Source organism: Rahnella aceris, from assembly GCF_011684115.1.
GTDB lineage: Bacteria > Pseudomonadota > Gammaproteobacteria > Enterobacterales > Enterobacteriaceae > Rahnella > Rahnella aceris.
The window spans coordinates 162,679-177,074 of record NZ_JAADJV010000001.1 but is presented as its reverse complement, the minus strand read 5'-3'; the positions used below and the strand labels follow the sequence as shown (position 1 = coordinate 177,074).

The following is a 14,396-nucleotide window of genomic DNA, read 5'->3' as shown; positions in this document are numbered from 1 at the left end:
TAAAAGCGTTAAAACAACAGGTTAAATTTTCTAACAATCTTAAAAGCAGACAGCGAGCCTTTAGCTCGCTGTCTTTAGGGTCAGGATCCCATGCGGTAGTTCGGTGACTCTTTGGTAATCGTCACGTCATGTACGTGGCTTTCCTGGATCCCGGCACCGCTGATGCGGACAAACTCAGCCTTGGTGCGCAGGTCGTCGATGGTAGCACAACCGGTCAGCCCCATACAGGAGCGCAGACCGCCCATTTGCTGGTGGATGATCTCTTTCAGACGGCCTTTATACGCCACGCGACCTTCGATACCTTCCGGTACCAGTTTGTCAGCAGCGTTATCAGTCTGGAAGTAACGGTCTGAAGAGCCTTTGGACATCGCGCCCAGAGAACCCATGCCGCGGTAAGATTTGTATGAACGGCCCTGATACAGCTCGATTTCGCCCGGAGATTCTTCAGTACCCGCCAGCATCCCGCCGACCATCACACAGCTTGCGCCGGCAGCGATAGCTTTTGCGATGTCGCCGGAGAAGCGGATACCGCCGTCAGCGATAACCGGAATACCGGTGCCTTCCAGCGCTTCAACCGCGTCAGAAACGGCGGTAATTTGCGGAACACCCACGCCGGTCACGATACGGGTGGTACAGATGGAGCCAGGACCGATACCGACTTTCACCGCGCTCACGCCTGCTTTCGCCAATGCCAGAGCACCTGCGCCAGTCGCAACGTTACCGCCAATGATTTGCAGATCCGGGTATTTTGCGCGGGTTGCGCGGATACGTTCCAGAACGCCTTCGGAATGGCCGTGAGAGGAGTCGATCAGCAGGACGTCAACACCGGCAGCAACCAGCGCATCGATACGTTCTTCGTTGCCCGCGCCCGCACCAACCGCTGCACCGACGCGCAGGCTGCCCTGCTCATCTTTACAGGCATTCGGTTTACGTTCGGCTTTCTGGAAGTCTTTTACGGTGATCATACCGAGCAGATGGAATTGCGCGTCAACCACCAGCGCTTTCTCTACACGTTTTTCGTGCATTTTTTGCAGCACGACTTCGCGGGCTTCGCCTTCTTTGACGGTGACCAGACGTTCTTTCGGCGTCATGACCGCAGTGACAGGCTGTTCCAGATCGGTCACGAAGCGCACGTCACGACCGGTAATAATACCGACCAGTTCGTTTTCTTCAGTCACGACCGGATAACCGGCAAAACCGTTAATTTCAGTGAGTTCTTTAACCTGACGCAAAGTGGTCGATGGCGTGACGGTTTTAGGGTCAGCAACAACGCCGCTTTCATGCTTCTTCACGCGACGGACTTCTTCCGCCTGACGCTCAATAGACATGTTCTTGTGAATGAATCCGAGGCCGCCTTCCTGCGCCAGAGCAATCGCCAGATTCGCTTCAGTCACGGTATCCATCGCTGCGGACAGCATAGGGATATTCAGACGGATTTTAGCGGTCAGTTGAGTACCGAGGTCGGCAGTATTAGGCAAAACTGTGGAGTGGGCTGGAACAAGGAGAACGTCGTCGAACGTTAGTGCTTCTTTTGCGATACGTAGCATGGGCAATATCTCACCAAGGTGGATGCGGAAAAGATAAAATATTGCAGCGGGAGTATACAGGTGAGTAGGCATTTCGACCAGAACTATTTCAAAAACTTCTTGATTACCTTTTGCGGGCATGTAGTATCGTTCGATTAAGTCTCTGTTTTTGAATTTGATCTGGATCACATGTCGCTACCTTCTTCGCCTCCTATTTTTACCGTAAGCCGCCTGAATCAGACGGTCCGACAGTTGCTGGAAAACGAAATGGGTCAGGTCTGGCTCTCCGGTGAGATTTCAAACTTCTCTCAGCCGTCCTCCGGCCACTGGTATTTTACGCTCAAAGATGACCGCGCTCAGGTCAAATGTGCCATGTTCCGCAACACAAATCGCCGCACAACGTTCCGCCCGCAAAATGGCCAGCAGGTATTAGTCCGCGCGACCATTACCTTATATGAGCCACGTGGCGATTATCAGCTGATTGCCGAAAGTATGCAGGAAGCCGGCGACGGTTTATTGCAGCAAAAATTCGATCTGCTGAAACAGCAACTGGCCGCCGAAGGTCTGTTTGATGCGCAGTTTAAACAGCCGCTGCCTTCACCGGCCAAATGCGTGGGTGTCATCACCTCCGCCAGTGGTGCCGCGCTGCATGACGTGTTAAATGTCTTAAAGCGTCGCGACCCGTCGTTACCCGTCATTATTTATCCGACGTCAGTTCAGGGCGCGGATGCGCCGGGGCAAATCGTCCGCGCCATTGAGCTGGCTAACGCTCGGGAAGAAGTCGATGTCCTGATTGTCGGGCGCGGTGGCGGTTCGCTGGAAGATTTATGGAGCTTTAACGATGAGCGCGTGGCACGGGCGATTTTTGCCAGCCGCATTCCGATCGTCAGCGCCGTCGGCCACGAAACCGATGTGACGATTGCCGATTTTGTTGCTGATTTACGTGCGCCGACGCCGTCTGCTGCTGCCGAACTGATCAGCCGCAATCAGCTGGAATTGCTGCGCCAGATCCAGTCGCAGCAGCAGCGCCTCGAAATGGCGATGGATTATTATCTCGCACAACTGACGCAGCGCTTCACGCGTCTGAATCACCGCCTGCAACAGCAGCATCCGCATTTACGTCTGGCGCGTCAGCAAACGGCGCTGTTCAAATTGCGCCGTCGTCTTGATGAAGCCATGCAAAACCAGCTGCGTCAGATGCTGCGCCGCACCGACCGTTTGCAGCAACGCCTCACACAACAGCAACCGCAGCCGCGTATTCACCGCGCCCAGCAGCGGGTTCAGCAGCTTCAGTACCGGCTGCAACAGGCGATGTCATCGCAACTGACCGAAAGCCGTCAGCGTTTCGGTACTGCCTGTACGCAACTGGAAGGCGTCAGTCCGCTGGCGACACTCGCCCGCGGCTATAGCGTGACGACCACGCCGCAAGGCGCGTTGCTGAAGAAAACCACGCAGACTGCACCGGGCGATACACTGAAAACACGTCTGGCCGATGGCTGGATTGAAAGTGAAGTGAAATCGATTGTGGTAGAGAAGAAGGTGCGTAAACGTGCGGTTAAATAAGCGTTAGGTTTCCCCCATCCTCCCCCTTCGCAGGGGGAGGAGATTGAAAAGCTTACAGATTATAGTTATTTGTCTTCACGCCATTCACCCAAACTTCACGCGTTTCGCCTTGCGGCAGCACAATGCTCAGGGTTTTCCACGCTGGTTTGAAATCACCGCGCTGCGTCAGCGTGATGTTGATTCGCTGATCGTCACTGGCGATATCCCAGTTCAGCCACAGCGCATGATTCTGCTCCCAGCGATGGCTTTCGCCGTCATCTTCAAACAGCATGCCTGACGATGTCACCTGACCCGGTGCCGGATACACATGCAATTCACGCAGCATATCTTTACTGGCCTCAACATGCGCCAGACGGCAAGATTGCGGCAATGCAGCACCGGCGCGCACCAGCAGCGGCAATCTGTCCAGCGGTGCGTCGAGGGTGATTGTCTGCCCGCCCGCAAACCATTCGCCGGTATAGAAATCGCACCAGCCCATTCCGTTATCAGGCAGATAAACATTACGCTCACGCTGCCCCTCATCCACCACGCTGGCGACCAGCAAATCACGTCCCATCAGGAAGTCATCGGTTTCCGCGAAGGTGTTTTTGTCGTGCTCGTGGTCGAGGAATGTCGGGCGCAGCATCGGCTCGTCATCCGCATGAGCCTGCCACAGCAAGGTGTAGAAATAAGGCAATAAGCGATAACGCAGACGGATGGCATCACGAATAAGCGGCGTCACCTGCGGATACATCCACGGCTCATTCACCGTGTGATCATCATTCCAGGAATGAATGGTGAAACGTGGATGCATCACGCCGTTTTGCACCCAGCGGACAAACAGTTCGGCATCCGGCTTATCCCCTGAGAATCCGCCGACGTCGTGCCCGACGTTATACAAACCGGATAAACTCATACCAATCCCCATGCGGGTGTTGTAGCGCAGCGTCTGCCAGTTAGTGCGGTTATCACCGCTCCAGGTTTGCACGTAACGCTGCATGCCGGAACAGCCGGAGCGGGAAATCAGATACGGCCGGATTTCCGGCGCAAAGTTTTGCTGCGCTTCAAACGACGCACGCATCATCAGCAGCGGCATCACCGGACGGATATGTTTGATGGCGATAGACTTGCCAAAACCGTGGCAACGCGCATCGCTGTCCCAGACTTCATACTCGTTGTTGTCGTTCCACGTCGAACCGATGCCTTTTTCGAGCAGCTGTTGCGTCACGCCTTTCTGCCACCAGCGCACAGCGGCAGGATGAGTGAAATCGAGGTGGGAACCTTCGTCATCCCAGAATACTGAGCGTTCCGGCACGTCGCTTTCGCTGTCACGGATAAATAAACCCTGCTCAGCAACCTGTTCATATTGCGGGTGATCCTGCAACAGGCAAGGTTTGATATTGGCCGCCAGACGGATACCAGCGTCAAGAAACGCTTTCGACATCACTTCCGGCTCAGGCACTTTGTCGTAGTTCCAGTTAAAGACGTAGCGCTTGTTGCCGATCGAGGTGTAACCCGATGAAAGCTGGAACGAATCGCAGGGAATTTGATGTTGCTGACACAGCGTGATGAATTTCATCAGCTGTTGCTGGGCGTCCGGCGCATCGGTGTAATACATGGTCGAGCCACTGTAACCGAGACTCCATTTCGGCCCAAAGGTAGTTTTACCGGTCAGGCGCACCAGCTTTTTGGTGACGTCGAGTGACGTCGGGCCGACAAACAGGTAGTAATCCAGATCGCCCGCTTCGGCACTGAAACGACGGTAAGGCAGATGGTAATTATCCAGTTCATTGCCGAGATCAAGCCAGACATTGCTGAGATTGTCGTAGAAAACGCCAAAACTGACACCATTGCGCCGCGTCAGGGTAAACGGGATATGCTTATACAGCGGATCGGTGCTGGCGGCGTTATAACCCATCGCATCCAGATTACGCATTTCAAAGCGGCGGCCGCTACGGTTGAGATCACCGGCTTTCTCGCCCAGTCCGTACACGCCATCCTGCGCCTCACGCAGCTGATAGTGCGCCGATGCTTCGTTTTTCACGCCGAGCATATACGCACCGGTTTTCCGATCTTTTACCAGCGGCTGCCAGACACCGGCCTCATTTTTATATTCCCACTCCAGCCACAACGGCTGATGCACCGTGACGCGCAGCGCCTCAGTGGTCAGTGTCAGGCAATCGTCGCCCTGTTCGAGCTGATAACCCGGCACTGAAAAACCTTCGTTGCTCAGACGGTCACGCCCTTCCCATGGTGCATCATTTTGTGGTGCGATACTCCAGGTACGATCCAGCGCAAGCTCGCCGTTTCGCTGGATGAATACGCGGATTAAACCCTGTTCCAGCACACGCAGAGAAAACAGATGTTTACCATCAACCCGCAAATCCACGCCTGCTTCATCCTGCCCGGCAAGCTCCCAGTGTTTTAACGTCTTCATAGACTCTCCCTTTTTGCCGGATTGCGGCGTTCAGCGATCAGAGCAACCAGGAAGACTGCGCCGATCAAATCAAAGAAACCCATCGCGATAAACAGCGGATTGAAACCCATTTTGTCGGCAACGGCGCCGATCAGCAGTGAAAACAGGAAACTGGCGATCCACGCCGAAGAACCGCGCATGCCGTTAACTGTCGCCACCTGGCTCTTATCGAATGTCTCCACCACGACGGCACTCAGCATGCAGGAAATCACCTGATGACCGAAACCGCCGATGGAAATCAGGGCGATGGCGGCATACGGGCTTTGCGTCAAGGCGACCAGCGCCAGCGACAGCATCATAAATGCGCCGGTGACGGAGCTGGCGACGATGGAGTTAATGCGGGTGCAGCCAAACACTTTGCGGTACAGCGTAGTGAGATAGCCGCTGGCAATACTGCCGAGGTCGGCGGCCAGGAACGGCAGCCAGGCAAACATCACAATGTGTTTTAAATCCATCCCACGTTCATTGGCGAGATACAACGGCACCCAGAAGCTGAACACCGCCCACGCAGGCTCAGCCAGAAATGCCGGAATGGCGATACCGTAGAATTTCTTGTTTTTACAGACAATTTTCAGCGATTTGATAAACGGCAGACGCGTTTGTTGCGGCTCGTTATCTGAACGGATCAGCGCCAGTTCATCTTTGCTCAGGTTCGGATGCGTTTCCGGTGAATGGTAGAACTTCCACCACAGCAGAACCCACAGCATCGACAGCACGCCGCAGAACAGGAACGCACCACGCCAGCCAAATGACACGTGCGCGACCAGGATAATCGGCGGGGCCAGCATGGCACCAATCGAGAAGCCTACGCCTGCCCAGCCTGCGGCAACCGGACGCTCTTTACGCGGGAACCAGTCGGAAATCGCTTTGGCGTTGGCCGGCGTCGCCGCCGCTTCGGCACTGCCCATAAAGAAGCGCAGAACGGCGAGTTGGATCCAACTGCCCGCCCCTGCATGCAGCATACAAACCACCGCCCAGATTGAGGCGCAGATCAGAAAGCCCAGCTTCAGGCCAATTACATCAATCAGCCAGCCGCACAACGGCTGGAAAATGGTGTACGCCGCCTGAAACGCCGCGACGATGTAAGAATATTGTTCCGTGGTCATGTTCAGGCTGGTTTTCAGTTCAGCCGCCAGTAACCCCAGAGAATTTCGGGTGACGTAGTTGACCGTCACGCCGAGCAGAAACAGCGCCAGCATCCACCAGCGTAAAGCCTTTATCTTTCTGCGTCCTGCAACCGCAGCTGTCCCGGTATTTATTTGAATTGTCATGTCCGTTCTCCCACCCGTCGGCCTGGCCGCAGATGATGTGTCATGTGAGGTACTTCTGCAGAGTAGGCAGCCGGATTTGTGAGGGAAACGTGATTTTTTGCAAAAGCTTTCACGCTATAACTGCACGGGGAAGTCAGGGAGGATAAAAGCTCACGGGAAGCACATCTTCTGATATGAAAATTTTTGCATGGACGATTTTGAAGGAGATCACAGTTTGAAAGGAAAGTTAAATATCCAGCAAATTGCCGACCAGACAGGGTTGTCGATCAGTACCGTTTCACGGGTTTTAGCCGGAAAAAATAACACCAGCAGCAAGGCGCGCGACAGCGTGCTTGAGTGTGCCAAATCTCAGGGCGTTCTCGATGGCCTTTCCACCGGCAGGCTGATGCTCAACAACATTTTGATTTTCGCTCCCGCCCGCGCCTTTGATGTGCGCAGCGATATTTTTTACTACAAGGTGATCCAGGGCATTCTGGCTGCCACCGCCCATCATGAAGTGCGCGTCCGTTATTGTGCGATGGAAGAAGAAAACGCCGATGCTGCGCTGTTCATCGCCAAAATGACCGATCCGCAAACCGAAGCCGTATTACTGGTCGGTATCGACGATCCTCACATTCATCAATTGGCCGCTGACATGGGCAAGCCCTGCGTGCTGGTCAATTGCCATGACCGGCATATGCGCCATGACAGTGTCAGCCCCGATCATCAGACGATGGGCGATTTCGCCTGCGACTATCTCTTTTCTCAGGGCCACACACATATCGTGACCGTGCAGTGCCTGCGACGTCATACGATGGAACTTCGGCTCACGGGGATTAAACAGGCGTTCACGCGCCATCATCAGGTTTTCAGTGACAGCCAGCATTTGCTGAATACCTCAGGATTCGGTGCCCAGGAAAGCGAACAGGCGCTGCTGGAATTTCTGGATGCCTTGCCGCCCGGCCAGCCGCTGCCGACCGCAATCCTGGCCGGTGGCGATTTTATGGCTTCCGGCGTGGTAGCAGCGCTGGCTAAACGCGGCTTTTCCGTGCCCGGGGATATCAGCGTTATCAGCACTGACGGATTCAATCTTGCAGAAATTCACGATGTGCCGCTGACAGCGGTGCATGTGCCGCGCGATGAACTCGGTGCCGAAGCGATTTCCCTGTTGCAACGGCGCATGCTGCGCCCTGATGCGCCTCACACAACGCAGCTGTTGCAGGGAAAACTGGTGGTGCGCGAATCGGTCAGAAAAGCCAGCGGACGCGCTGTGATTTGTCATTCACATACGTTGTATGACCCGCAGCCGGACAGATAAATCTCATCTTTAACAGGCTTAACGCTCAGCAGTCCTATACTGACGGTGATGACTATTCATTAGACGGCTTTCAGTATCAGACGGTCAGAACACCTTGTTTTCACCTTCGGGTGACTCTTGATAAGGAGATTCACGATGAATCACAGTTCAGCAAAGCGTTACAACAGCGTTATCCCGCCCTACATGCTTAACCGTATTATTGAACACGGTTCAGAGCCCCAGCGCAGATGTGCCAGACAGACGCTGGTACATGTGAATACCCTGATGGCACAGCCCTACGCCAAACCGCAGAAGATCGTGACAGCCAAAGCGGGTCAGGTTGAGCGTGATATTTATGACGCCAAAAATACCACCCGACTACCGGGGGAATCCGTGCGTAAGGAAGGTCAGCCAAGTAACGGCGATGTGTCGGTGGATGAAGCCTATGATTATCTTGGCGTGACCTATGATTTCTTCTGGCAGGCCTATCAGCGAAATTCCCTTGATAACAAAGGGCTGGCGCTTCTCGGCACGGTGCATTATGACAAAGGCTATCAGAATGCCTTCTGGAACGGGCAGCAGATGGTGTTTGGTGACGGTGACGGCGAAATCTTTAACCGCTTCACGATTGCTATCGACGTTGTCGGGCACGAGCTTTCCCACGGGGTCACCGAAACGGAAGCAGGTCTGGAATATAACGGCCAGTCCGGCGCACTGAACGAATCGATGTCGGATGTGTTTGGTTCGCTGGTGAAACAATTCCACCTGAAACAAACTGCCAATAAAGCCGACTGGATTATTGGTGAAGGTTTGCTGGCGAAAGGCATTAACGGTTCCGGCCTGCGTTCTATGTCTCATCCCGGTACCGCTTACGATGACCCGCTGTTGGGTAAAGATCCGCAACCGGCGGACATGAAGGGTTATGTGAATACCCGCGATGACAACGGCGGTGTGCACATTAATTCAGGCATACCTAACCGCGCGTTCTATCTGGCAGCGACTAAACTGGGTGGTAACGCGTGGGAACGTGCAGGTTACGTCTGGTATGACACGGTTTGTGATAAATCCCTGCCCAAAAATGCAGACTTTGTCACGTTCGCCCAACTGACGATTCAGCATGCGGAAAAACGCTTTGACGCTTCCGTTGCACAAGCGGTTCGTGAAGCCTGGGAGCAGGTCGGAGTGATGTAAATGAAACCTTTAGATTCGCTGGAAAGTAATGCGGTCATTGAGATTTACCGCGAAGGCGGCATTGCGTTTATCCCGAAACTCAGCGGGCCGCGACGGGTCGAACTTTCAGGTATGAGTGATGATAAGCGGCGGGAAATTTGCCAGCTCATCAACAAAGCCCTGCCCTATGCTCAGGAAAAAGAAAACGCCGGTCATGGCGACCAGCGTTATTTCCGGCTGGAGATTTACTATGCTTCGCAAGCGCATTCGGCCAGCCTGGTGGTGATTATTCCTGAAACCGAAACGCCCGAGGAACTGGTGAATTTATGGAAGCAGGCTCCCCCTGACGATCACTCTGCGGAATAAGGCGAATACGTAAACCGTACCCTTTTTTTAGAAATCATCCCGTGCCCGTTTTGGCAGAAGTAATCGACCGCGCCGCAGGCTTTCAGCTCCTGCAACGGTTGCTGGCAATCCGGGCATAATGCGATTTGCTGATAGTCGCCATGGCTGGCGTCACAATGAAAGTGACCACTTACCCAGCTCATCGGCTGGCTGCAAACCGGACAAAGTGCATCCATCGTCTATCCCTCTAAATAACACCCAGCGTCCGCAGTAAATACAGACCCAGTGCGGTAGTGAAAAATGATCCGAGCGTGGTGACGGCAATAATATTCGCCGCCAGCGTCGCGTTGCCGCCCATTGCACGGGTCATCACGTAGCTGCCCGCTGCGGTCGGTGTGCAGGAAAAGAGAAATATAACGCCGAGCGCCGCGTCGCGAAAGCCAAACAGCCATGCCCCGAAGGTCATCAGCGCAGGCACAAATATCACACGTGACGCGGAAGACCAGGCTGCCACGTGAGAACTGCGGAACATCGCCTTCACGTCAAGACTGGCACCGGCACATAACATTGCCAGCGGCAGCGCCATCCCTGAAATAAACTCACCAGTGCTGGCAATGGTCGCTGGCATCGGTAAATGGCTGTACTTAAACGCCAGCCCGAGCACCAGACCAATAATCAGCGGATTGGTGATAATGCCGCGCAGAATCGGCTTCAGCCCGATGCTATTCCCCTGCCCGCCTTTCAGGCTGCGGGTTAGCGTAATCACGGAAAGCACGTTGAAGAGGATCACTGTGACCGCCAGATACATCGACCCCAGCGCAATACCTTCGCTGCCAAAGGCCAGCGAGGCATAAGCAAGACCCGCGATGCCGGTATTGGCACGGAATCCTCCCTGCACAAAAATACCGCGCTCACGCGGGTCTTTCACCAGTTTTATCGCCACCAGTTCCAGCAACAGAAATGAAGCGACGGTGCCAAGGCCACCATAAATGGCGAGCGGCAGATTTGAGCCTGAGGAATCATGCCCTTGCGCCACGCTGAAAAAAAGCAGGCAAGGTAAGGCGATATTGAATACCAGACGGCTGGCTTTCTCGTTAAAACTGTCGTCCATCAGGCCAGTGCGGCGCAAAAACACGCCCAGCAGCAAGATCAGTAAGTTTGGGACCGTAACGCCAAACGCAAAACTCCAGGTCTGCCAGAACATCCAGCCAGCTCCTTGCGGGGAAATTAAGACGAAAAAAAGGGGTACATTTTCATGCACCCCATTCGTTTAGGATTTGTTTTTCAGGTGCTGCATCAGACGTCGGCGCTTGCGCTGCTGGTGAGGAGAAAGCGAGTTTTTCTTGCCTTCATACGGGTTCTCACCTTCTTTGAACTGAATGCGGATTGGCGTTCCCATCACTTTCAGTGAACGACGGAAATAGTTCATCAGATAGCGTTTATAGGAATCAGCCAAGTCTTTCACCTGATTACCGTGAATCACCACGATTGGCGGGTTATAGCCCCCGGCGTGAGCATATTTCAGTTTCACGCGGCGACCATTGACCAGCGGTGGCTGGTGATCGTCAGCCGCCATTTGCATGATACGGGTCAGTAAGGAGGTGCTCACACGCGTGGTTGCACAGGTGTACGCTTCGTTTACTGACTCAAACAGGTTGCCAACGCCGCTTCCGTGCAGGGCAGAGATGAAGTGAATGCGGGCAAAATCAACGAAACCAAGACGCAGATCCAGCTGATCTTTAACCTGAGCACGTGCTTCTTCGCTCATGCCATCCCACTTGTTGACCACGATAACCAGTGAGCGCCCGCTGTTGAGGATAAAGCCTAACAGCGAGAGATCCTGATCGGAAATGCCTTCGCGGGCATCGATAACCAGCATCACTACGTTGGCATCTTCAATCGCCTGCAGAGTTTTGATTACCGAGAATTTCTCAACGGTTTCAGTCACTTTGCCGCGCTTACGCACACCGGCGGTATCAATCAGAACGTATTCACGCTCGTCACGCACCATCGGGATATAAATACTGTCACGGGTCGTGCCCGGCATGTCGTAAACCACGACGCGCTCTTCGCCCAGAATACGGTTAGTCAGTGTGGACTTACCTACATTCGGACGTCCGACGATAGCCAGTTTGATTGGCAGAGACTGCGGGTCGAAATTATCTTCTTCGTCTTCAGGGATTTCATCACCGGTGGCTTCCTGCTCGGCCCAGTAAGCCGCGTTAGCTTCTTCCTCGGTCAGTTCGACTTCTTCCGGCTTTTCACCCACGAACGGGATCAGTACGTGTTCGATCAGTTGCGTCACGCCACGGCCGTGTGAAGCCGCGATAGCATACACATCGCCCAAACCGAGTGAGTAGAAATCACCGGTTGCGCTGTCCGGATCCAGCCCGTCAGTTTTGTTCGCCACCAGGAAGGTGGCTTTTTCACGGCTGCGAAGATGCTGGGCAATGCCCTGATCGGCAGGCATCAGGCCCGCGCGCGCATCTACCATGAACAGCACGATATCCGCTTCTTCGATAGCCAGCAGAGATTGCCCTGCCATCCGGGTTTCAACGCCATCTTCGGTACCGTCAATACCGCCGGTATCCACGATGATGAATTCATTACCCTCAATTTCGGCACGACCATACTTGCGGTCACGCGTAAGCCCCGGGAAATCCGCCACCAGCGCATCACGCGTCTTGGTTAAACGGTTAAATAAAGTGGATTTACCCACATTCGGGCGCCCAACAAGCGCAACGACAGGTATCATTTTGAAGCCTCAGTGTTTTTATAGGTGGTGCTAAACGCAAATAGCTGGCCTGCTGAATTTCATTGCAAACCACTATAATTCAATTTGTTACAGCGCAATCTCTCATTTGGGATTACGCGGATTTCAGAATACGAAACGGCCCCTGAGCAATTCAGGAGCCGTTTTAAAGCCCGGGGTCAACCGACCTCAGGGCCAGATGCCGGTCGCAGTATTAGCGGGTGAAGGAGTAAACCTCGCCACCTTTCGCCTGCACAACCAGCTTGTCGCTTGCCACAATCGGCGCACTCAGGAAGCCATCGCTGTCGACTTTCTGCTGAGCAACAAAACGACCATCAGTGGTGTTGATCCAGTGCAGATAGCCTTCGGAATCGCCGACCACAATGTAACCATTATACAGCACCGGTGCCGTCAGGTTACGGTGCAGCAACTCACTTTGGCGCCACACGCTGACACCACCCTGAGTATCGAGCGCCATCACGCGGTCATCCTGGTCAACCATATAGATATGGCCTGCGTCGACAATGATGTCATTCACAGAACCAACATCACGTTTCCACATAATCTGACCAGAACGCAGATCCATCGCCACCAGATTGCCATTGTATGCCAGCGTATAAACAACGCCATCAACAATAACCGGCGTGGTATCCACATCGCTCAGACGGTCGATTTCAGTCGTACCGGTAGTCTGAGAAATACGTTGTTGCCAGATCAGCTGACCTTCTTTCATCAGTACAGCACTGACGCGGCCATTATCACCACCGACGATTGCAGCACCAAAGGCTACTGCAGGCGCTGATTCACCACGCAGAGACAGCGTTGGCATATCGAGGTTAGCGGTCCATTGAATGGTACCGTCGGATTCATTCAGCCCCTGCAACATACCATTGCCGGTGTGAACCAGAACCAGACCATCGCTGACAACCGGACGGGACAATGCTTCCCCCGCCACTTTGGTCTGCCAGGCGATTTTACCATCAGTGGTGTTCAATGCATAAACGATAGCTTTTTCACTGCCAACGTAAACGTGATCACCTGAAACTGTCAGGCCGCCAGACAGCTGTGCAGAAATATTTCGGGAGAGGAAGCCGGTCTTTTCAGACAGGTTGACGCTCCATTTTTCTTTACCACTGTCAGCATCGAGTGCTTTAACCAGACCAAAACGGTCAGCTGCAAAAATGGTGCTGTCCTGCCAGGCCGGACGCAGATTGGAGTAGAATTCGCCAATGCCGTCGCCTACGGATTTGCTCCACACTTGCGTCGGTGTGAATTGGTTCTCAACTTTTGGCAGAGGAGACATTTTGACCACGTCTTCTTCGCTGTTAAACAATGAACAGCCACTTAGCAGGGCAACAGAAACCCATCCTACCAAGAGTGTTTTACGCAATTGCATCGGGGTTCCCCTTAGCTGGCTAAGTTGTTCAATTTCATACGCAGCACGGTTTGCAGCGTTTGAGAGGGTTTAGAATCAAGTCCTTTGCTGTAGGCTTCACGAGCACCTTTTGCATCGCCTTTGGCAAGCAAAACATCACCACGGATGCCTTGTTGCATAGCCGTCCAGCCTTCACCCTTCACGCCGTCTAACGTTTTGAGTGCATCATCAAATTTGCCTTGCTGCATCTGGACACGCGCCAGACGTAAATTCACCAGCGAACGTAAATTATCTTCTTTGGCCTGACCTTGCGCCTGCACTAATTGCTTTTCAGCATTGGCGAAATCACTGGTTCCGACAAAATGATCAGCCAGTTGCAGGGCGGCAAATACGCCGTAATTATTGTCATTGCTCTGAGCAAATTTTTCGAGATCAGCCACGCCTTTCGCGTTATTGCTGGTCAGCGACTGATTAGCTTGCTGGAAAGACGCAGAAGCTTCCGTCAGGGCAGAGTCCTGGTGACTCTGCCAGAAACGCCAGCCGCCCAGGGCTGCAATACCCAGAACAACGCCGATGGCCAGCGCTTTACCGTTTTCGGCAAAGAAGCGACGTACAGCATCAACCTGTTCATTCTCAGTGGTATAGACTTCCACAGTGTCCTTC

The 14,396-nt window shown here is 53.7% G+C and carries 12 protein-coding genes; 4 read left to right on the top strand and 8 right to left on the bottom strand.

Annotation, left to right across the window (positions count from 1 at the left end; translation table 11 throughout):
• Nucleotides 1-80: 80 nt before the first annotated feature.
• On the bottom strand, nt 81-1,547 hold the full coding sequence (gene guaB / locus GW591_RS00880) for an IMP dehydrogenase (RefSeq protein WP_015689478.1): 1,467 nt from the start codon (nt 1,545-1,547) through the stop codon (nt 81-83).
• 168 nt (nt 1,548-1,715) lie between these two features.
• Here guaB and xseA point away from each other — a divergent pair, with 168 nt between their 5' ends.
• Nucleotides 1,716-3,089 carry an exodeoxyribonuclease VII large subunit gene (gene xseA, locus GW591_RS00875; RefSeq protein ID WP_013574383.1) on the top strand — a complete coding sequence of 458 codons (1,374 nt, stop codon included), beginning with the start codon at nt 1,716-1,718 and terminating at the stop codon, nt 3,087-3,089.
• Between the two features lie 52 nt (nt 3,090-3,141).
• Here xseA and GW591_RS00870 read toward each other — a convergent pair whose 3' ends face one another.
• Both GW591_RS00870 and GW591_RS00865 read right to left on the bottom strand, forming a co-directional pair.
• A complete protein-coding gene (locus GW591_RS00870) occupies nt 3,142-5,505 on the bottom strand; it encodes a glycoside hydrolase family 31 protein (protein WP_166859950.1) in 2,364 nt (787 codons plus the stop codon).
• Nucleotides 5,502-6,815 (bottom strand): MFS transporter, encoded by a 1,314-nt coding sequence (locus GW591_RS00865; RefSeq protein WP_013574381.1) that lies wholly within the window; start codon nt 6,813-6,815, stop codon nt 5,502-5,504. Before GW591_RS00865 ends, GW591_RS00870 begins: the two co-directional genes overlap by 4 nt.
• 214 nt (nt 6,816-7,029) lie before the next feature.
• Between GW591_RS00865 and GW591_RS00860 the strand changes: the two genes are divergently transcribed.
• From GW591_RS00860 to GW591_RS00850, 3 genes are all read left to right on the top strand, one after another.
• Nucleotides 7,030-8,112: a LacI family DNA-binding transcriptional regulator gene (locus tag GW591_RS00860; protein WP_013574380.1), complete on the top strand. Its 1,083-nt coding sequence runs from the start codon at nt 7,030-7,032 to the stop codon at nt 8,110-8,112.
• A 135-nt stretch (nt 8,113-8,247) separates the two neighbouring features.
• Nucleotides 8,248-9,282: a M4 family metallopeptidase gene (locus GW591_RS00855; RefSeq protein WP_013574379.1), complete on the top strand. Its 1,035-nt coding sequence runs from the start codon at nt 8,248-8,250 to the stop codon at nt 9,280-9,282.
• On the top strand, nt 9,283-9,627 hold the full coding sequence (locus GW591_RS00850; RefSeq protein WP_013574378.1) for a protealysin inhibitor emfourin: 345 nt from the start codon (nt 9,283-9,285) through the stop codon (nt 9,625-9,627).
• Here the strand turns inward: GW591_RS00850 and GW591_RS00845 are convergent.
• From GW591_RS00845 to GW591_RS00825, 5 genes are all read right to left on the bottom strand, one after another.
• Complete coding sequence (locus GW591_RS00845; RefSeq protein ID WP_013574377.1) at nt 9,612-9,842, bottom strand: zinc ribbon domain-containing protein; 231 nt, start codon at nt 9,840-9,842, stop codon at nt 9,612-9,614. The two genes, GW591_RS00850 and GW591_RS00845, sit on opposite strands and share 16 nt — an antisense overlap.
• Before the next feature lie 11 nt (nt 9,843-9,853).
• On the bottom strand, nt 9,854-10,810 hold the full coding sequence (locus GW591_RS00840) for an AEC family transporter (protein WP_013574376.1): 957 nt from the start codon (nt 10,808-10,810) through the stop codon (nt 9,854-9,856).
• A gap of 66 nt (nt 10,811-10,876) precedes the next feature.
• Nucleotides 10,877-12,361 carry a ribosome biogenesis GTPase Der gene (gene der, locus GW591_RS00835; protein WP_013574375.1) on the bottom strand — a complete coding sequence of 495 codons (1,485 nt, stop codon included), beginning with the start codon at nt 12,359-12,361 and terminating at the stop codon, nt 10,877-10,879.
• A 211-nt stretch (nt 12,362-12,572) separates the two neighbouring features.
• Complete coding sequence (bamB, locus tag GW591_RS00830; RefSeq protein ID WP_013574374.1) at nt 12,573-13,754, bottom strand: outer membrane protein assembly factor BamB; 1,182 nt, start codon at nt 13,752-13,754, stop codon at nt 12,573-12,575.
• 11 nt (nt 13,755-13,765) lie between these two features.
• The gene (locus tag GW591_RS00825; RefSeq protein ID WP_013574373.1) at nt 13,766-14,386 is read right to left on the bottom strand and encodes a YfgM family protein; all 621 of its coding nucleotides are present in this window, start codon (nt 14,384-14,386) and stop codon (nt 13,766-13,768) included.
• Nucleotides 14,387-14,396 lie beyond the last annotated feature (10 nt).

Coding starts and splice junctions, on each gene's coding strand:
- guaB (WP_015689478.1), bottom strand. CDS start 1,547: ATGCTACGTATCGCAAAAGAAGCACTAACGTTCGACGACGTTCTCCTT.
- xseA (WP_013574383.1), top strand. CDS start 1,716: ATGTCGCTACCTTCTTCGCCTCCTATTTTTACCGTAAGCCGCCTGAAT.
- GW591_RS00870 (WP_166859950.1), bottom strand. CDS start 5,505: ATGAAGACGTTAAAACACTGGGAGCTTGCCGGGCAGGATGAAGCAGGC.
- GW591_RS00865 (WP_013574381.1), bottom strand. CDS start 6,815: ATGACAATTCAAATAAATACCGGGACAGCTGCGGTTGCAGGACGCAGA.
- GW591_RS00855 (WP_013574379.1), top strand. CDS start 8,248: ATGAATCACAGTTCAGCAAAGCGTTACAACAGCGTTATCCCGCCCTAC.
- GW591_RS00850 (WP_013574378.1), top strand. CDS start 9,283: ATGAAACCTTTAGATTCGCTGGAAAGTAATGCGGTCATTGAGATTTAC.
- GW591_RS00845 (WP_013574377.1), bottom strand. CDS start 9,842: ATGGATGCACTTTGTCCGGTTTGCAGCCAGCCGATGAGCTGGGTAAGT.
- GW591_RS00840 (WP_013574376.1), bottom strand. CDS start 10,810: ATGTTCTGGCAGACCTGGAGTTTTGCGTTTGGCGTTACGGTCCCAAAC.
- der (WP_013574375.1), bottom strand. CDS start 12,361: ATGATACCTGTCGTTGCGCTTGTTGGGCGCCCGAATGTGGGTAAATCC.
- bamB (WP_013574374.1), bottom strand. CDS start 13,754: ATGCAATTGCGTAAAACACTCTTGGTAGGATGGGTTTCTGTTGCCCTG.